The organism is Streptomyces roseifaciens, assembly GCF_001445655.1.
GTDB lineage: Bacteria > Actinomycetota > Actinomycetes > Streptomycetales > Streptomycetaceae > Streptomyces > Streptomyces aureoversilis.
Genome location: NZ_LNBE01000002.1, coordinates 839,407 through 859,681, shown reverse-complemented (window position 1 = coordinate 859,681; position 20,275 = coordinate 839,407). Strand labels below are relative to the sequence as shown.

The window sequence follows — 20,275 nt, the reverse complement described above, 5'->3', positions numbered from 1 at the left end:
CGCGCGGGGCTGGGGCTCCCAGAACAACGGCGTTCCGGGGCCGCCCGCTTCACGACTTTGGCTGAACGGGGGTTCCAGGTGCTGGTGGAACGTGAAGCGCAGCTGAGTGCGCTCAACGACCGGCTACGGCAATGCGCAGCAGGAAGGAGCGGGATCTCACTGATCAAGGGCCCGGTCGGCGGGGGCAAGACGGCACTGCTGAAGTCGTTCCTCGAGCAGGTGGAGGCCCAGGGCGGGATGGTCCTGGAGGCGGTGGCCACCCAGCGGGAGATGGACGTGCCCTTCGGCGTCCTGGACCAGCTCTTCCGCGGCCTGCCCTGCTCGGCCGAACAGCGCAGGCTGCGCGCGCTGCTGGACGACAGCGCTTCCCGGCTGTCCGACTCCCTGGAGAGGGCCGGCACGGAGTACCTGCGGAACCAGGCGAACCAGCAGCTGTGGGCGGGCGTGCAACAGCTCTCCACGGAGGTGCCCGTGGTGATCGCCGTCGACGAGCTGCACTTCGTCGACCTGCCCTCACTGGAGTCGTTGCTCTACTTCGCCGCCCAGCTGCGGTCAGCGCGGGTGGCCGTCGTGGTGACCCAGACCGACCGCCCGCTCTGTTCGAGCAACCGGGAGCGGACGCTGCTGGTGACGGAGCTGCTGCGGCAGCCCTGCTTCAGCCTCCTGCGCGCGGACCCGCTGTCCGTCGACGGCGTGGCCGAGCTGCTCTCCGACCGCACCGGACTGGTGGTCAACCGCACCGCGGCCGCGTCCTGGCACCGCGTCGCGGGCGGCAGCCCGTTCCTGCTCAAGGCGCTCCTGGAGGACCGCCTCGTGGCCGGACCGGAGCCCGGCCTCACCCAGTTGGGCGAACCGGTGGTCGGCGACGAGTTCGCCAGGGCCACGCTGGCCTGCCTGCACCGGGGCGGCAGGTGGTTCCTCAGCATCGCGCGGTCTCTGGCGGTGCTGGCGGAGTCGGAGTCGTGCGACCTGCTCGGCGACCTGCTCCACGACACCGCGGAGAGCACCGGCAACATCGTCCGGGCGATGAACGCGGCGGGCATCCTCGAGGCCGGGCACTTCCGGCACCGGGACACGCGGTCGCTGGTGCTCCACGAACTGCCCCCCACCGACCGCGCCGAGCTGCACCGCCGGGCCGCCGGCCTGCTGCACGAGGTCGGCGCGGAACCGCAACGGATCGCCTTGCACCTGGTCGCGGCCCGGTCCACCGACCGGCCGTGGGCGCTGCCCACCCTCATCGAGGCGGCACGCGAGCAGTTGCACCGCGGTGACGTCGAGTCCGCCGCGCAGTTCCTTCGGCTGGCGGAGAGCGCCTGCGAGAGCGAGGAACAGCGCATTGACGTGGCCGTCCTGCGCATCCAGGCCGAGTTCCGCGTCAACCCGGCGGAGGCGATGCGGCAGCTGGGGATGGTCACCTGCGCGGTGCGCGTGGACCGGATGCGCCACGACCAGATGATCGCCCTGCTGCGCCCGCTGCTGTGGCAGGGGAACCGAAAGGCGGCGGCACTCATCCTGGACCGACTCACCGATGCGTCCGACCGGCTCGACGACCGGACCGCGGCCGAGCTGTTCATCATCCGCAGGTGGCTGAGCACCGCGCAGCCGCGGTTGCTGGCCGCCGCGCGTGCCCCGGAGAAGCAGCTCCCGGAGGGGGCCCGCTCGATGGTGGTGGCCGACCCGACGGCGCAGGGAGCCGCCCTGCTGGGCGAGGTGCTCACCAACGGTCCCGACGAGGGCACCCCGAAGGCCGCGCAGTGGCTGATGGAGACCACGCCTCTCGGCGACGGCACCCTGTGCCCGATCCAGTCGGCGCTGCTCGCCCTGGTCTACGCCGACCGCCTCGATCTGGCCGAACAGTGGTGCGAGTCGTGGTTGCGCGAAGCCCTCGCCCGCCGGGCGCCCACCTGGCAGGCGCTACTCATGTCCACGCGGGCCGAGATCGCTCTGCGCCGCGGCGACCTGTCGACCGCCCGCCGCTACGGGTGGTCGGCCCTGAACCTCATCCCGCGCCCGGCGTGGGGCGTGTGCATCGGGTCGGTGGTGGCCAACCTGATGCACGTGGCCACCTCGCTCGGCGAAGCCGACGCCCCGGGGCTGCGGATGGCCGACGTGCCGGACGGCTTCTTCGAGACCCGCTCGGGCATCCAGTACCTCTACGCCCGCGGACGGCGGCAGCTGGATGCGAACCGGCCGCAGCCCGCGCTGGACGACCTGCTCACGTGCGGGCGGCTGATGCGCGACTGGGGCATCGACCTGCCCGCCTTCGTTCCCTGGCGCACCGACGCCGTACGGGCACTGCTGAAGCTCGGGCACGTGGACCGGGCCCGCGAGCTCGCGGAGGAGCAGCTGACCCGGCCGGCGGTCCGTCAGCCGCGGGTACGGGGCATGGCGCTGCGCGCTCTGGCGGCCACCCAGGAGGACCTGCGCGAGCGCGAGAGCACCCTGCTGTGCTCGCTGGACGCGCTGGAGGGCGGCGGCGACCGCGTGCAGCTGGCATACGCCCTCAGCGACCTGGCCGACACGCAGCAGCTGCTCGGTGAGCGCGGGCACGCCCGCACCTCGGTGCAGCGGGCGCTCGGCATCGCGGTCGAGGGCCGGCTGGAACCGCTGCTGCGCAAACTGGCCGGCGGCGCTGGCCCGGTGGGGGCCCGGATGCCGGTCGTGCCGTCTCCGCGGCCGTCGGAGGGGGGCGGAGTGTTCGAGCACGCCCTGAGCGCGGCCGAACGCCGGGTCGTGGTCCTGGCGGCCGAGGGCCGGACCAACCGGGAGATCGCCGAGGAGCTGTACATCACGATCAGCACCGTGGAGCAGCACCTGACCCGCGCCTACCGGAAGCTGCAGGTCAAGGGCCGGGCGGATCTGGCGTCCCTGAACCTCGTCGACCACGCCGTGCGCACGGGCCTCGTGCGTGCCGGGGACCGGAGCGGCTGAGCCCGGCCGGGGGCGGGGGGCGGCACCGCGCGGGTGCCGCCCCCCGCCCCCTTCGGCGTGTGCCGTCATCCGCGCCCGGTGAGGGAGTCGAGCCACGCCACCACGGCGGCCGCCGTGGTCACGGAGTGGTCCTCCAGCACCGAGAAGTGGTCGCCGGCGACGTTCGCGGCGCGGTGCGGCAGCGGCCAGGAGGCCCGCCAGTCCCGGTCCCCGGGCATGCCGGGCAGCGGGTCCCGCGCCCGCAGCAGCAGGGTGGGAGTGCGCACCGGTGACGGCCGCCACGGGCCGAGGACCGTGAGGTAGGCGCCCATCGTGGTCAGGCCCGCCTCCCCGAGCGCGAGGTCGAACCGGTCGACCATGCCCAGCATGCCGGTCATCAGGGCGGGCAGCCACCAGTCCATCTCGGGGTTCGCGGGGGTGTCCACCGGATAGGTGTCGACCATCACCAGGCCCGCCGGAGTGCGCCCGCGGCGCTCCAGCTCCTCGGCCACGGCGTGCGCCACGCACCCGCCGAGGGACCGGCCGACGAGCGCGACAGCACGGTCACCGGCCAGTTCGGTGACCGCGTCGGCCTGCAACCGTACGAAGGTATCCATCGAGTCGGGCACCGGGGCGCCCGCCCCGTACCCGGGCGCTGGGATGACGAAGGTGTCGTGCAGGCCGCTCAGGGCGGGGCCGAACCGGGCGTACTCGTGCGGGCCCGACAGTGCGGTGAGCGCCGGGAAGCACGCCAGCACCAGGTCGCTGCCGCCCGTTGCCAGCCGCACCGGCGCCTGGGCGTGTGCGGCCCGCTCGCGTGCGGTGAACCGCGGGCGCAGCGCCGCCGAGGCGGCCAGCACCTGGTTCGCCGCCGAGGCGTCCGCCGCGCACACCTTGAGGTAGACCGCCGCCAGCGCGTCCTGCGCCGGCGGTGCCGCGGTGCCGGCCGTCCGGTCGCGTACGCCCGCGGTCAGGAAGCCGGCCAGCGCCCGGGGAGTGGGGTGGTCGATGACCAGCGATCCCGGCAGGGACAGCCCCGTCCCGGCCGCCAGCCGCTTGCGCAGTTGCAGTGCGCTGAGCGAGTCCATGCCCAGCTCGGCGAACGCGGTGTCCGGGTGGATCTGTTCGTCCGGCGCGTGGCCGAGGACGGCGGCGCTCTCGTCGACGACCAGGTCCAGCAGTGCCGCGGCGCGCACCGGCTCGGGGGCGTCGTCGGCAACAACCTCCCGTGCGGGCCCGGCGGGCGCCGCGGTGGTGCCCGGCCGTGTGGGCGCGGCGTCCCCGCCGAGCCAGTAGCGGCGGCGCTGGAAGGCATAGCCCGGCAGCGTGACCGGCGGTGCCTCGTGGCCGAGCACTGCGGCCCAGTCGACCGTCAGGCCGCTGACGTGGGCCGCGGCCACGGCCGCGAGCAGCGTGGCCGCCTCGGGCCGGCCCCGGCGCAGGGCCGGTGCCAGCAGCGCGGGCTCCGTCTCAAGGACTTCCCCGGCCATCCCGGTCAGCACGGCGTCGGGGCCGACTTCGAGGAACCGGGTGACCCCGGCCTCGTGCAGGGCCTGCACCGCGTCGGCGAAGCGGACGGGCTCGCGGACGTGGTCGACCCAGTAGTCCGCGCTGCCGATCTCCTCGGCGGTGACGACCTTCCCGGTCAGGCCGGAGGCTACCGGAACGGCCGGTGCGGCGAAGACGATCCGCCCGGCCACCTCGCGGAACCCGGCGAGCATGCCGTCCATCCGGTGCGAGTGGAAGGCGTGACCGACCTTCAGGCGGGAGGTGCGGCGGCCGAGCGCGGCGAAGCGCTCGGCGAGCCGCAGGACCGGCTCCTCGTCGCCGGACACGACCACCGACCGCGGCGAGTTGACCGCCGCGATGCCCACCCCCGCAGGCCCGTCGGCCAGCGCCTCCCGGACCTCCGGTTCGCCGGCCTGCAGCGCGACCATCGCCCCGCCGGACGGCAGGCGCTGGATCAGCCCGCCCCGCGCCGTCACCAGCTCGGCCGCGTCCGGCAGCGAGAGGACCCCCGCCACGTGCGCGGCGGCCAGCTCGCCGATCGAATGGCCCGCCACCAGGTCCGGCCGCAGGCCCCAGGACTCCAGCAGCCGGAACAGCGCCACCTCGACCGCGAACAGGGCCGGCTGGGTGAACTCCGTCCGGTCGAGCACGTCACCGTGGCCGGGAGAGAGCACGACCTCCGCCAGGGGCGGTCCGGGAAGGTGCTGGTCCAGTTCCGCGCATACGGTGTCGAAGGCGTCGGCGAACACCGGGTAGGCCGCGTGCAGTTCCCGGCCCATTCCCGGGCGCTGGCTGCCCTGGCCGGTGAACAGGAAGGCCAGCTTGCCGCCCGGCTTCGCGGAGCCGCTGAGCACGGTGCCCGTCGGCCGGCCCTCGGACAGGGCCGTGAGCCCTGCGTCGAGCTCCTCCCGGGTCCCGGCGATCACGACGGCCCGGTGGTCGAGGTGGGTCCGCCGGGTGGCCAGGGTGTGCGCGGCGGCGGCCAGGGGGCCGTCCGCCACGGACGGGCGCAGGCGGTTCGCCTGGGCGCGCAGAGCGGCGGGCGACTTCGCCGAGAGCAGCCACGGGCGGGCCACCGCTTCCTCGGTGACGGCCGGGGTGTCCGTGGCGGGGGGCTGTTCGAGGATGAGGTGGGCGTTGGTGCCACTGATGCCGAAAGCGGAGACGGCGGCACGGCGGGGCCGGTCACAGGCGGGCCAGGGCCGGGGCTCGCTGAGCAGCTGCACCGTTCCGTCGGACCAGTCCACGTGCGGGGTGGGCTCGTCGACGTTGAGGGTCCGGGGCAGCACACCGTGCCGGATGGCCTGCACCATCTTGATCACCCCGCCCACGCCCGCCGCGGCGGCCGCGTGGCCGATGTTGGACTTGAGCGACCCCAGCCACAGGGGCCGGTCCGGGGTACGGGCGGCGCCGTAGGTGGCCAGCAGGGCGTTGGCCTCGATCGGATCGCCGAGAGGGGTGCCGGTGCCGTGGGCTTCGACGGCGTCGACGTCGGCAGGGGACAGCCCGGCGTTGGCGAGTGCCTGCTGGATGACGCGCTGCTGGGCCGTCCCGTTGGGTGCGGTGAGCCCGTTGGACGTGCCGTCGTTGTTGATGGCGGTCCCACGGATGACGGCGTGGATCGTGTGCTTGTTGCGTTGCGCATCGGAGAGGCGCTCGAGCAGGAGCAGCCCGACGCCTTCGGACCAGCTGGTGCCGTCGGCCGCGGCGGCGAACGCCTTCACCCGGCCGTCCGGAGCCAGGCCGCGCTGGCGGGAGAATTCCACGAACCCGCTGGGTGACGACATCACGGACACACCGCCCGCGACGGCAAGCCGGCACTCGCCGTCGCGGAGGGCTCGTGCGGCGAGGTGGACGGCCACCAGCGACGAGGAGCAGGCGGTGTCGAAGGAGACCGCGGGCCCCTCGAACCCGAACACGTAGCTGATCCGCCCGGACGCGACGCTGCTGAGGTTGGAGACCCCCAGGTAGCCGTCCAGTTCGGCGGGCACCTCGGTCGCCCGGGTGTGGTAGTCCGTGCCCGCGAGGCCGGTGAAGACCCCGGTGCGGCTGCCGCGCAGCGTGTCCGCCGGGATGCCCGCGTGTTCCAACGCCTCCCAGGTCGTCTCCAGCAGGAGCCGCTGCTGAGGATCGGTGGCGAGGGCCTCACGTGGGCTGATGCCGAAGAACGCGGCGTCGAACTCGTCGGCGTCGTGCAGGAACCCGCCCTGCGTGGTGTACGTCGTGCCCGGGGTGTCGGGGTCCGGATCGTAGAGGTCCTCGGTGGGCCAGCCCCGGTTGGTGGGCCAAGGGCTGATCGCGTCGGTGCCGTTGTCGACCAGCTCCCACAGCCGGTCCGGGTCGGTGACGCCGCCGGGGTAGCGGCAGGCCATCCCCACGACGGCGATCGGCTCCCTCCGGGCCGACTCCAGCTCCTCCACGCGCCGCTGGGCCTGCCGGCTGTCCGCGAGCGCGCGCTTCAGGTACTGCCGCAGCTTCTCTTCAGTGGTCATGTGTCCTCATTCACCGGAGTCCCGGCCGTGATCCATCAGCTCGAACAGCTCTTCGTCGGTTGCGGCGTCGAGGTCCAGGTCGATGTCCGACGTGCCGCCGGGGGCGCCGGATCCGCCCCACCGGGTGGCCAGGGCCTGCAGCCGCAGGCCGATCTGCACCATCACCGGATCCTCGACGGCCACTGCGGAGAGCATCGCCTCCAGTTGTTCGACGGTGGCCAGCGCGGACTCGGCGGCCGGGGCCGCGGACAGGTCCAGGCGGGCCAGCACGAACGCGGCGAGCGCGGCCGGGGTGGGGTTGTCGAACGCCAGGGTGGTCGGCAGGCGCAGCCCGCTGATCGCGTTGAGCCGGTTGCGCAGGCCGATCGCGCTCAGCGACTCGAACCCCAGCGACTTGAAGGGGGTGTCCGCGTCCACCTCGCCAGGGCCGGGCAGGCCCAGCACCGCGGCGGTCTGCGCGCGCACCACGTCCAGCACCGCTCCGGCGCGCTCCGGCTCGGGCATGGCCGACAGCCGTGCGGCCAGCGCGTTCGGCTCCTCGTGGACGGCGTCCGGTGCCGCGCCCGGCCCGGAGGCCACCACGGTGGTGGACGAGTCGGTGTCCAGCCAGTAGCGCTGCCGCTGGAAGGCGTAGGTCGGCAGCGGCACAGTCCGGGGCCCGGTCCCAGTGAACGCCGTGGTCCAGTCGACCGGCACCCCGCGCACGGCGAGCGCCGCCGCCGAGGTGCGGAACCGGGTCAGGCCGCCGTCCTTGCGCCGGAGGGTCTCGGTGACCGTCACCTCGCCGGCTGTCCCCGCCTCGAAGGTGTCCAGCATGCTCGGCACCAGCACCGGGTGCGCGCTCACCTCGACGAACACGGTGTGGCCCTGCTCGGCCAGGGTCCGGACCGCCTGTTCGAAGTGGACGGTCCCGCGCAGGTTGTCGTACCAGTAGCCCGCGTCCATGACTGCGGTGTCGATCCAGTCGTCGACCATCGTCGAGAACAGGGGCACCGATGCGCTGCGCGGGTGCAGACCGGCCAGGGCGGTCATGAGAGGTTCCCGGATCCGCTCGACCTGGGCCGAGTGCGAGGCGTAGGCCGCCGGCACCCGCCGGTTCCGCGTGCCCTCGGCCGAGAGGGCGGCGGCCAGCTCGTCCAGCGCGTCGGACGTGCCGGACACGACCACGCTCACCGGGCTGTTGACGGCGGCGACGGACAGCTCCCCCGCCCAGGGGGCGATGGCCTTCTCCGCGTCGGCGACCGGCAGCGCCACGGTCAGCAGCCCGCCGTGGCCGTCCAGTTCGAGCGCCACCCGGCTGCGCAGCGCCGCCACCTTCGCGGCTTCCGCCAGCGACAGCGCCCCGGCGACGTACGCCGCGGCGACCTCGCCCTGGCTGTGGCCGACGACGGCGTCGGGGCTCACGCCGTGGGAGCGCCACAGCTCCGCCAAGGAGACATTGACCGCCCACAGCGCGGGCTGGACGACGTCGACCCGGTCCAGGGAGGCGGCGCCTTCGGTGCCGCGGAGCACGTCGAGGAGCGACCAGTCCACGTACGGGGCCAGCGCCTCGGCGCACGCGGCGACGTGGTCGGCGAACACCGGTGCGGTGTCGAGCAGTTCGGCGGCCATGCCGAGCCACTGCGAGCCCTGGCCGGGAAACACGAACACGGTCTTCGGCGCGCCCTCGGCCCGCCCCCGTGCGACGTGGTCGGCCGGCTCGCCGTCCGCGACCGCCGCGAGCCCCGCCAGCAGGTCGGCGCGGTCGCGCGCGACGACCACTGCGCGGTGGTCGAGCGCGGCCCTGTTCCGCAGCAGGGAGTGGGCCACGGAGGCCAGGTCGAGCGCCGGGTCGCCGGCGACGTACGAGGCGAGGTCGCCCGCCAGGTCGCCGAGCGCGGCGGGAGAGGCGGCCGAGACCGGGAACGGCAGCGGAGTGTCGGTCTCCCCTGCGGCCGGGGTGTCCGTGGCGGGGGGCTGCTCGAGGATGAGGTGGGCGTTGGTGCCACTGATGCCGAAAGCGGAGACGGCGGCCCGGCGCGGCCGGTCGCCGGCAGGCCAAGGACGCGCTTCGGTGAGCAACTGCACCGTTCCGTCGGACCAGTCCACGTGCGGGGTGGGCTCGTCGACGTTGAGGGTGTGGGGCAGCACACCGTGCCGGATGGCCTGCACCATCTTGATCACCCCGCCCACGCCCGCCGCGGCCTGGGTGTGGCCGATGTTGGACTTGAGCGACCCCAGCCACAGCGGCCGGTCCGGGGTACGGGCGGCGCCGTAGGTGGCCAACAGGGCGTTGGCCTCGATCGGGTCACCGAGGGGGGTGCCGGTGCCGTGGGCTTCGACGGCGTCGACGTCACCGGCCTGGAGCGAGGCGTTGGCCAGCGCCTGCTGGATGACGCGCTGCTGGGCCGTCCCGCTGGGTGCGGTGAGCCCGTTGGACGTGCCGTCGTTGTTGATCGCGGTGCCGCGGATGACGGCGAGGACCGAGTGACCGTTGCGCCGGGCGTCGGAGAGGCGCTCGAGCAGGAGCAGCCCGACGCCTTCGGACCAGCTGGTGCCGTCGGCCGCGGCGGCGAACGCCTTCACCCGGCCGTCCGGGGACAGTGCGCGGTGCCTGCACGCGGCGACCATGCCGTCCGGCGAGGACATCACGGTGGCCCCGCCCGCGACGGCGAGGTCGCAGTCGCCGTTGCGCAGCGCCTGCCCGGCCAGGTGGATGGCCACCAGCGACGAGGAGCAGGCGGTGTCGACCGAGACCGCGGGCCCCTCGAACCCGAACACGTAGCTGATCCGCCCGGAGGCGACGCTGGCGGCACTGCCGTTGGGCAGGTAGCCCTCCAGCTCGCCGGGGACCTCGTGCAGCCTGCTCGCGTAGTCGTTGTACATCACGCCGGTGAAGACCCCGGTGCGGCTGCCGCGCAGGGTGTCCGCCGGGATGCCCGCGTGCTCCAGCGCCTCCCAGGTCGTCTCCAGCAGCAGCCGCTGCTGAGGATCGGTGGCGAGGGCCTCACGCGGGCTGATGCCGAAGAACGCGGCGTCGAACTCGTCCGCGTCGTGAAGGAACCCGCCCTGCGTGGTGTACGTCCTGCCCGGCCGGTCGGGGTCCGGGTCGTACAGCGCCTCGGTCGGCCAGCCGCGGTTGGCCGGCCAGGCGCTGATCGCGTCGGTGCCGCTGTCGACCAGCTCCCACAGCCGGTCCGGGTCGGTGACGCCGCCGGGGTAGCGGCAGGCCATCCCCACGACGGCGATCGCCTCGCCGGCATCGGTCACCGCGGCGGCCGCGGGCGTGTCCGCGCGGTCCCCGGTGAGCCGGGCCCGCAAGTGCGCGGCCAGCGCCTCCGGGGTCGAGTGGTCGAAGATCACTGTGGCGGGCAGGCGCAGCCCGGTGGCCGCGTTCAGCCGGTTGCGCAGTTCCACGGCGGTCAGGGAGTCGACGCCGAGCTCCTTGAAGGGCCGGGCGGAGCCGATGCCCGCGCCGTCCGCGTGCCCGAGCACGGTCGCCGCCTCGGTGCGCACCAGGTCGAGCACTTCCCGCTCGACCTCGGCCTCGGGCAGTCTGCGCCACCGGGCGGCCGGGCCCGCTGCCGTCCCCGCGCGGGAGCGGGCGGCGGGGCGCCGGGAGCGCAGCACCCCGCGCAGGACCGGCGGGACCGGCCCGTCCGTGCCGGAGGAGTCGACGGCCAGGGGTATCAGAAGCGGGTCGTCGAGCCGGCCGGCCGCGTCGAACAGCGCGAGTCCGTCCTCCGTGGGCAGCGGCCGGACGCCCTGGCGGGCGATGCGGCCGACGTCCGTGCCACGCAGGTGTCCGGTGAGGCCGCTGGCATCGGCCCACAGGCCCCAGGCCAGCGAGGTGGCCGCCAGTCCCCGGGCGCGCCGGTGCGCTGCCAGCGCGTCCAGGAAGGCGTTCGCGGCGGCGTAGCTGCTCTGCCCGGCCGTGCCGAGGACACCGGCGGCCGAGGAGAACAGGATGAAAGCGGACAGGTCGAGCCCGGCCGTCAGCTCGTGCAGGTGCCAGGCCGCGTCGGCCTTCGGCCCGAACACCGCGTCGAGGCGCTGCGGGGTCATGGCCTCCACCAGCCCGTCGTCGAGCGCGCCCGCCGCGTGCACGACCGCGGTGAGCGGGTGCTCGTCCGGGATCCCGGCCAGCAATCCTGCCAGGGCCTCGCGGTCGGCCACGTCGCAGGCCACGACGGTGGCTTGTGCGCCCTCCGCCGTCAGCTCGTCCACCAGGTCCGCCGCCTCGGGCGCGTCCGGCCCGCGCCGCGAGACGAGCACCAGGTGCCGTACCCGGTGCTCGCGGACCAGGTGCCCGGCCAGCAGCCGGCCGAGCAGCCCGAGGCCGCCGGTGATCAGCACGGTCCCGTCCGGGGCGAACGACCAGCCCGGGCGCTCCGGTTCGGGCGCCGTCCGCGCCAGCCGCGGCACCGTGGCCGCGCCGTTGCGCAGCACCACCTGGGACTCGCCCGCCGCGAGGGCCGAGGCGACGGCTGCGGGCAAGGCGCGCCGGGACTCCTCGGTGCCGTCCACGTCGGCCAGTACGAGCCGGCCAGGCTGCTCCGACTGCGCCGAGCGCACCAGCCCCCACGCTGCGGCCGCGGCGAGGGAGGGAGCCTGCGCGTCGTCGGCCGCGATCGCGCCGGTGGTGACCAGCACGAGGGGACCGGTGTCCGCGGGGCGGGCGAGTTGCTCCTGTACGTGCTGGAGCACCTGCCGGGTGGTGGCGCGCAGGGCCTCGGGCAGGTCCGGTCCGCCGGCGTCCGGCAGGCCGACCTCGACCAGGTCCCACGCCTCGGATGCGACGGGTTCCGCGCCGGTGGGCAGGTCGGCCCAGTCCATCCGCAGCGGGGCGAGGGCCGTGCCGCCCGCCGCGTTCAGCTGATCCGGTGTGACCGCGCGGGTCACCATGGACTCGACGGTGACCACCGGGACGCCCGCCTCGTCGGTGGCCGTGAGCGACAGCGCGTCACCGCCCGTCTCGGCGAGGCGCACCCGCAGGGCGGTGGCGCCGGACGCGTGCAGCCGCACGCCGTTCCAGGAGAAGGGCAGTCGCCGCTCGCCGCCCCCGCCCAGGGCCCACGCGTGGAACGCGGTGTCCAGGAGGGCCGGGTGCACTCCGAAGGCCCCGGCGTCCTGGCGTTGCGCTTCGGGCAGCTCGACTTCGGCGAACACCTCTCCCCCGCGCCGCCATGCGGCGCGCACGCCCTGGAACGCGGGTCCATAGTCGAGGCCGAGGTCCGCGAGTGCGGAGTAGAGGGTGTCCGTTCCGACCGGTGTCGCGCCCGCGGGCGGCCAGTCCCCTCCGGCGGCCGCAGCCGGGGCGTCGTCCCGGCGGAGGAACCCGCCGGCGTGCCGGGTCCATTCGCCCCCGCCCGTCTGCGAGTGCACGGCGATCGGCCGGCGCCCGGTTCCGTCCTCTTCGCCTACGGTGACCTGGACTTGCGCTCCGGACCGGCTGGTGAGCACCAGGGGCGCCTCGATCACCAGCTCGTCGAGTGTGCCGCAGTCGGCCTCGTCGCCGGCGCGGATCGCCCACTCCACGAACGCGGTGCCCGGCACCAGCACGCGGTCCAGCACGCGGTGGTCGGCGAGCCAGGGGTGGGTCCGCTCCGAGATGTGGCCGGTGAACAGCAGGCCGCCGCTGTCAGCGAGCCGGACCGTGGCGCCCAGCATGGGGTGCCCGGCGGCGCCCAGTCCCAGGCCCGGCGCGTCGGCCAGTGCGCCGGGCAGGTCCGGCAGCCAGTAGCGGCGCCGCTGAAAGGCGTAGGAGGGCAGGTCGACCCAGGAGGCGGGCCTCCCGCCGGTGACCGCCGGCCAGTCCACTTCGACGCCCCGCACGTGGGCGTGCGCCAGCGCGGTCAGGAACCGGCCGGAGCCGCCCTCGTCGCGCCGCAGGGTCCCGGTCACGGCGACGTCGTCGGCTCCGGCGTCCTCGGCGGTGTCCTGCAGGTGTGCCGTGAGCACCGGGTGCGGGCTCAGCTCGACGAACACGTCGTGCTCCGCTTCGAGGAGCGCGCGCACGCCCTCCTCGAAGCGCACGGGGCGGCGCAGGTTGGTGTACCAGTAGTCGGCGTCCATGCCGGTGGTGTCGAGCCAGTCCGCGGTCACCGTGGACAGCAGCGGGACGGACCCCTCCTGCGGGAGGATGCCGGCCAGCGCGTCGCGCACCTGCTCGCGGATGTGCTCGACCTGGGCGGAGTGCGAGGCGTAGTCGACGGGGAGCCGCCGGGTCTGCACGCCGTCGGCTCGGCAGGATTCGGCGAGCGCGTCCAGCGCCGCGGGTTCGCCGGAGACCACGACGCTGGCCGGGCCGTTCACGGCGGCGACCGACAGCGTGTCCGGCCACTGCGCGATCCGCTCCTCGGCCGCGGCCACCGGCAGGGCCACGGACATCATCCCGCCGTCGGGCAGGGCGAGGATCGCCCGGCTGCGCAGGGCCACGACGCGGGCGGCGTCGGACAGGGACAGGGCCCCGGCCACGTACGCGGCGGCGATCTCCCCCTGGCTGTGGCCGATCACCGCGTCGGGCCGGACCCCGCAGGACTTCCAGAGCTCGGCCAGGGACACCAGGACCGCCCACAGCGCCGGCTGCACGACGTCCACCCGGTCCAGCGACGGGGCGCCCTCGGCGCCGCGCAGCACGTCCGGCAGCGACCAGTCGACGAACGGGGCGAGTGCCTCTGCGCACGCGGCGATGTGCTCGGCGAACACCGGCGCGGTGTCGAGCAGTCCGGCGGCCATCCCGGCCCACTGCGAGCCCTGCCCGGGGAAGACGAACACGGTCTTGCGGCCGGGGGTGGCGGTGCCGCGGACCACGTCCGCGGGCAGCTCGCCCGCGGCGAGCGCGCGCAGCCCGCTCAGCAGGTCCTCCTGTGTGCCGCCGACAACGACCGCCCGCTCCCGCAGGGCGGCGCGTGTGGTCAGCACCCGGGCGGCGTCGGCCGGATCCGCAGTGCCGTCGGCCAGGGCCGAGGCCAGCCGCCCGGCCTGCGCCGCCAGCGCCTCGGGCGAGTGGCCGGACACCGTCCAGGCGACCGCCTCGCGCCCGAGCGCACCGGCTGCGGGCCCGGATTCCTGCCCGGCACCGGTCTGTTCGGCATCGGCCTGCTCGGGGTCCGCTTGCTCGAGGATGACGTGCGCGTTGGTGCCGCTGACGCCGAACGCGGACACGCCCGCGCGTCGCGCACCGTCGCCCGCCCACGGCCGGTTGTCGGTGAGCAGCCGCACCGCGCCGCTGGACCAGTCGACGTGCGGTGTGGGGGCGTCGGCGTGCAGGGTCTTGGGCAGCACGCCGTGCCGCAGCGCCATCACCATCTTGATCAGCCCGGCGACGCCGGCCGCCGCCTGGGTGTGCCCCAGGTTGGACTTGACCGAGCCGAGCCACAGCGGCCGGTCCTGCGGGCGGTCCTGGCCGTAGGTGGCGAGCAGGGCCTGGGCCTCGATGGGGTCGCCGAGGACGGTGCCGGTGCCGTGCGCCTCGACGGCGTCGACGTCGCCGCCGGTCAGCCGGGCGTCGGCCAGCGCCTGGCGGATGACCCGCTGCTGGGCGGGGCCGTTGGGCGCGGTCAGCCCGTTGGAGGCGCCGTCCTGGTTGATGGCGGTGCCGCGCACCACGGCCAGGACCCGGTGGCCGAGCCGCCGGGCGTCGGAGAGCCGCTCGACCAGCAGGACACCCGCGCCCTCGGCCCAGCCGGTGCCGTCGGCCCCGGCCCCGAAGGCCTTGCACCGTCCGTCCGGCGACAGTCCCCGCTGCTTGGAGAACTCCACGAAGATCGACGGCGAGGACATCAGCGTGACCCCGCCCGCCACGGCCAGGTCGCACTCGCCCCAGCGCAGCGCGCGCACCGCCAGGTGCAGGGCCACCAGCGACGCCGAGCAGGCGGTGTCCACGGTCACGGCGGGGCCTTCGAAGCCGAAGCTGTACGAGATCCGCCCGGAGCCGACGCTGGCGGCGTTGCCGATCGCCAGGTACCCCTCGAGGTCCGGGGGCGGGGCGGTGACCGTGGAGGGGTAGTCGTTGCCGTTGGTGCCGACGAAGACCCCGGTGCGGCTGCCGCGCAGCCCGTTCGGGTCGATCCCGGCGTGTTCGAACGCCTCCCACGTGGTCTCCAGCATCAGACGGTGCTGGGGGTCGGCGGCCAGCGCCTCGCGCGGGGAGATGCCGAAGAAGTCGGCGTCGAAGTGGCCGGGGTCGCGCAGGAAGGCGCCGTTGCGGGTGTAGGTGGTGCCGGAGCGTTCCGCCGTCGGATCGAACAGCCGCTCGATGTCCCAGCCGCGGTCGGTGGGGAACTCCGTCACCGCGTCGCGGCCGTCGACGAGCATCCGCCACAGGTCCTCGGCGGAGTCGACGTCGCCGGGGAAGTGGCATCCGATGCCGACGACGGCGATCGGCTCGTGCTGCTGGTCCCGGGCTTCGCGCAGCTTGCCCCTCGTGTCGTGCAACTCGGCGGAAACCCGCTTGAGCAGGTACCTGATCTGGTCGTCGTCCATGTCTTGCCTTTCCCGGTCAGGAGATGCCGAGTTCGTTGCCGATGAAGTCGATGAGCTCGTCGTCGGAGGCGTCGGCCAGCCCGTCCACCAGCGCGTCCGCCAGGCCGGAGCCGGTGTCGCGGCCCGTGGCCTCCCAGGCGGCCACCACCGCCCGCAGCCGGTCGTCCACCGTCGCCCGCGTGCGCTCGTCCCGGCCCGCCTCGGCCAGTACCGAGGCCAGCCGGTCGAGCTCGGCGACCACGGCCCCGGCCGGGTCGTCCGCGCCGGGCAGCAGCGCGCCGCGCAGGTACGCGGCGAGCGCGGTGGGGGTGGGGTGGTCGAAGACCACCGTGGCGGGCAGCGCCACGCCGACCTCGGCGCTGAGCCGGTTGCGCAGGTCGACCGCGGTGAGCGAGTCGAACCCCTGGTCGCGGAAGCGGCGGTCGGCGTCGACCGCCTGCGGGGACGACCGGCCGAGCGCGCCCGCGACGTGCTTGCGCACCAGGCGGACCAGCATCCGCTGCTGTTCGGGAGCCGCGAGGCCAGCGAACCGCTCGGCGAACGGGACCCGTTCCGCGTGCGCCTCGGCCGGCGCCGCCGTCGTGACCAGTTCGGACAACAGCGGGTGCGCCCGTCCGCCCGCGAGCCGGTCCCAGTCCGCGTCGCACACCATGACCTGGGTGTCCCCGCCGGCCAGCGCGGTGCCCAGGGCGGTGATCGCCAGCTCCGGCGGCATGCCCCGGAACCCGTACCGCTCGCTCTGCGCGGCGGCCTGGTCGTCGGCGATGCCGGTGCCCGCCCACAGGCCCCAGTCGATCGAGGTGGCGGGCAGCCCGAGGCCCCGCCGGTGCTCGGCCAGCGCGTCGAGGAAGGCGTTTCCTGGCGCGTAGTTGCCCTGGCCGGGCAGGCCGCACACGCCCGCGGCCGAGGAGAACAAGACGAACGCGGACAGGTTGTGGTCGCGGGTCAGCTCGTCCAGGTTGCGGGCGCCGCCGGTCTTGACCCGGAGCACCCGCTCGACCTGTTCCGGGGTCAGCCCGCCGAGCATCGTGTCGTCCAGTACCGCCGCGGCGTGCACGACGGCGGTGAGCGGGAACTGCGGCGGTACCGAGTCCAGCACCCGGGCCAGATCCGCGCGGTCGGCCACGTCGCAGGCCACGAAGGTCACCCGGGCGCCCAGGCCGGTCAGTTGCTGCTCCAGCCCGGCGCTGCCGGGGGCCTCCCGCCCGCGCCTGCTGACCAGCAGCAGGTGCTCGGCGCCCTGCTCGGCCAGCCAGCGCGCCGTGTGCGCGGCCAGTGCACCGCTGCCGCCGGTGATCAGCACCGTGCCCGGCGAGGGGGTCCAGGAGGGGGCGGCCGCGGCACCAGCCCGGGCGGGCACCAGCCGGCGGGCCGTCAGCCCGGCGGGGCGCACGCACAGTTCGGCCTCACCGTGCGCCCCGCCGAGGGCAGCGCGGACGTGGTCGAGGACGGCCGGGCCGGGCTCGGCCGGGAGGTCGAGCACGCCGCCCCACAGGGCGGGGCACTCCACCGCGACGATCGCGCCGAGGCCCCACACGAGTGCACCGGCGGGGTCGGTCACCGTGTCTGCCGGTCCGGTGGACACCGCGCCCGTCGTGACGCACCACAGCGGCACCCGGGTGCCGAGCTGTTCCAGCGCCTGTACCAGGGCGATGGTCGCGGCCAGCCCGCCGGGCACGGCCGGGTGCTGCGGGTGCGGGGTGGTCACCAGGGACAGCAGGGACACGACGCCGGTGAGGGGCTCCGCGCCGATCGCCCCGGCCAGCTCCGCCGCCAGCGCGTCCCGGTTCGTGCGGGCCGGGTCGACGGTGACGCACCGGGCGCCGGCGCCCAGCGCGGTGGTGAGCGCGTCGCCCCACGCCCGGGCCCGGGGGTCCTCGGGCAGCACCAGCAGCCAGTCGCCGCCCGCCGGGGAGGGGGCTGCGTCGACGTGTCGCCAGGCGGGCCGGTAGCGCCACCCGTCCACCGCGGAGCGTGCGGCGAGCCGGTCCCACCAGTCGGCCAGGGTGGGCAGGACGGTGCCCAGCGCGGCCTGGTGGTCCGCGTCGTCGATGGAGAGCTCGCCCGCGAGCGCGTCGAGGTCCCGGGCGGAGACCATGCTCCAGAACTCGTCCCCCGGTGTGGCGGCCGGGGCGGACCCGGCGGTGTCCGTGGCCGGGTCGAACCAGTACCGCTGGTACTGGAACGGGTAGGTGGGCAGGTCGGCGGGGCGCGGGGCCAGGCCTGCGAACAGCGCGTCCCAGTCGACCGCGGCTCCCGCGGCGGCGCTCCGGCCGACCGCGTCCATCAGGGTCACCGCCTCGGGCCGGTCGCGGCGCAGCGCCGCGGCGAACACCGGCACCGTCCCGGCCTGCCCGGCGGCCAGGGTCTCGGCGGCCATGGCGGTGAGGACTCCGTCGGGACCGAGTTCGACGAAGCAGCGCACGCCCTCGGACCACAGCCGCTCGACGGTGTCGGCGAAGCGCACGGTCCGCCGGACGTGGTCGGCCCAGTACCCGCCGGAGAACTCCGGCAGCGGTTCACCGGTCAGGTTCGACAGTACGGGGACGGCCGGTCGCGCGTGCGGCAGTTCCCCGGCGACCCGTCGGAACTCCTCCAGCATCCCGTCCATGTGCGAGGAGTGGAAGGCGTGGCTGGTCCGCAGCCTGCGCGTCTTGCGGCCCTGCGCGGCGAACGATCCGGCCACCGCCAGGACGGCGTCCTCGTCCCCCGAGATCACCACCGATGCCGGGCCGTTGACCGCGGCGACGTCCACCCGGCCGCCGTGCCGGCCGAGCGCCGAGCGCACCTCCTCCTCGTCCGCCTGCACGGCGACCATGGCGCCGCCGGCGGGCAGGGCCTGCATCAGCCGAGCCCGCGCGGCCACCAGGGTGCAGGCGTCCTCGAGGGTCAGCACTCCGGCGACGTGCGCCGCGACCAGCTCGCCGACGGAGTGGCCCGCCAGCCGGTCCGGGCGCAGGCCCCACGACTCAAGCAGCCGGAAGAGTGCCACCTCCACCGCGAACAGCGCCGTCTGTGCGTAGACCGTCCGGTCGAGCAGACCGGCGTCGTCCGCCCCGAACACGACGTCGCGCAGCGGCTGTTCCACATGCCCGGCCAGACCCCGGTCCAGCTCCGCGCACACCGCGTCGAACGCCGCCGCGAAGACGGGGTGGGCCGCGTACAGCTCCCGGCCCATGCCGATGCGCTGGCTTCCCTGCCCGGTAAACAGGAAGGCCACCTTCACCCTCGAGGCGGTCGTCCCCGGGTGTTCGCCACGGGCCACGGCGTCGAGACCGGACAGCAGGTCGTCCCGGTCGGTGGCGGTGACTGCGGCGCGCAGGTCGAAGGCCGTGCGGGTGGTGGCCAGCGCGTGGGCGATGTCGACGGGTTCGAGCTCCGGGTGCCCGGCGGCGAAGTCCCGGAGCCGGGCCGCCTGCGCCCGCAGCGCCTCCGTGCTGCGGGCGGACACCAGCAGCGGTACGGCGCGGGCGTCCGGCCGCTCGGCGGGCTCGGTCGGCTCGGCCGCTTCCCGTGCCGGCGGCTGCTCCAGTACGAGGTGGGCGTTGGTGCCGCCGATGCCGAACGAGGAGATCGCGGCCCGGCGCGGCCGGCCGGTCTCCGGCCACGGGCGGGCCTCGGTCAGCAGGGTCAGCGGGGTGTCGTCCCAGTCGATGTGCGGAGTGGGCTCGTCGACGTGCAGCGTGCGCGGCAGCTCTCCGTGGCGCATCGCCTCGGTCATCTTGATGATCGCGCCGACGCCCGCCGCGGCCTGCGAGTGGCCGATGTTGCTCTTGAGTGAGCCCAGGTACAACGGCTCGCCGGGGTGGCGCTGCTTGCCGTAGACGGCGTCCAGGGCCTGCACCTCGACCGGGTCGCCGAGGGTGGTGCCGGTGCCGTGCGCCTCCACCACGTCGATGTCGGCCGCCGACAGCCCGGCGTTGCGGAGCGCCTGGCTGATGACCCGCTGCTGCGCGGGCCCGCTGGGTGCGGTCAGCTGGCTGCTGCGCCCGTCCTGGTTCACCGCGCTGCCGCGCACGACGGCGAGCACCTGGTGCCCGTTGCGCTCGGCGTCGGAGAGCCGCTCCAGGAGCAGCAGGCCCGCCCCCTCGGCCCAGCCTGTGCCGTCGGCGGCCTTGGCGAAGGACTTGCACCGGCCGTCCGCGGACAGCGCGCGCTGCCGGCTGAAGTCCACGAACGTGGACGGGGTGGCCATGACGGTGACCCCGCCGGCGAGGGCGAGTTCGCACTCCCCGGACCGCAGCGCCTGGGCGGCCAGGTGGACGGCCACCAGCGACGAGGAGCAGGCGGTGTCCACCGTGACCGCGGGCCCCTCGAGCCCGAAGCTGTAGGCCAGCCGTCCGGATACCACGCTGCCCGCGCTGCCCACGACCACGTAGCCTTCGAGGTCCCCGGGTGCCCGGGCCACGCGCGCGCCGTAGTCGGCGTACATGACTCCGCTGAACACCCCGGTCCGGGTGCCGTGCAGGGTCTCCGGGGTGATTCCGGCGCGCTCCAGCGTTTCCCAGGCGACTTCGAGCAGCAGGCGTTGCTGCGGGTCGGTGGCCGCGGCCTCGCGCGGGTTCACGCCGAAGAAGTCGGCGTCAAAGCGGTCGGCGTCGTGCAGGAAGCCGCCCTCGCGGGTGTAGGACTTTCCCGGCCGGTCGGGGTCCGGGTCGTAGAGGTCCTCCGGCCAGCCGCGGTCGGCCGGGAAGCCGGACACGGCGTCCCGGCCCTCGTCGACCAGCTTCCAGAGGTCCTCCGGGGCGCGTACCCCGCCGGGGTAGCGGCAGGCCATGCCGACGATGGCGATGGGCTCGCGGTGCCGGGCCTCGGTCTCCTGCAGGCGCCGGCGGGTGTGCTGCAGATCGGTGGTGACCCGCTTGAGGTAGTCGCGGAGCTTCTGCTCGGTCGTCACA

Annotated in this window: 1 protein-coding gene and 3 pseudogenes; 1 reads left to right on the top strand and 3 read right to left on the bottom strand. The window is 75.0% G+C overall.

The window, feature by feature from the left end:
* Positions 1-84 precede the first annotated feature (84 nt).
* Complete coding sequence (locus AS857_RS05255) at positions 85-2,931, top strand: AAA family ATPase (protein ID WP_160330178.1); 2,847 nt, start codon at positions 85-87, stop codon at positions 2,929-2,931.
* Positions 2,932-2,996: 65 nt separating this feature from the next.
* On the opposite strand, the pseudogene AS857_RS05250 reads toward AS857_RS05255, so the two are convergent.
* From AS857_RS05250 to AS857_RS42525, 3 pseudogenes are all read right to left on the bottom strand, one after another.
* Positions 2,997-6,893, bottom strand: a pseudogene (locus tag AS857_RS05250) (type I polyketide synthase); the annotation flags it as partial.
* 24 nt (positions 6,894-6,917) lie between these two features.
* Positions 6,918-7,319: pseudogene (locus AS857_RS42530) on the bottom strand (acyl carrier protein); the annotation flags it as partial.
* Between the two features lie 333 nt (positions 7,320-7,652).
* Positions 7,653-20,241: pseudogene (locus AS857_RS42525) on the bottom strand (type I polyketide synthase); the annotation flags it as partial.
* Between the last annotated feature and the right edge of the window lie 34 nt (positions 20,242-20,275).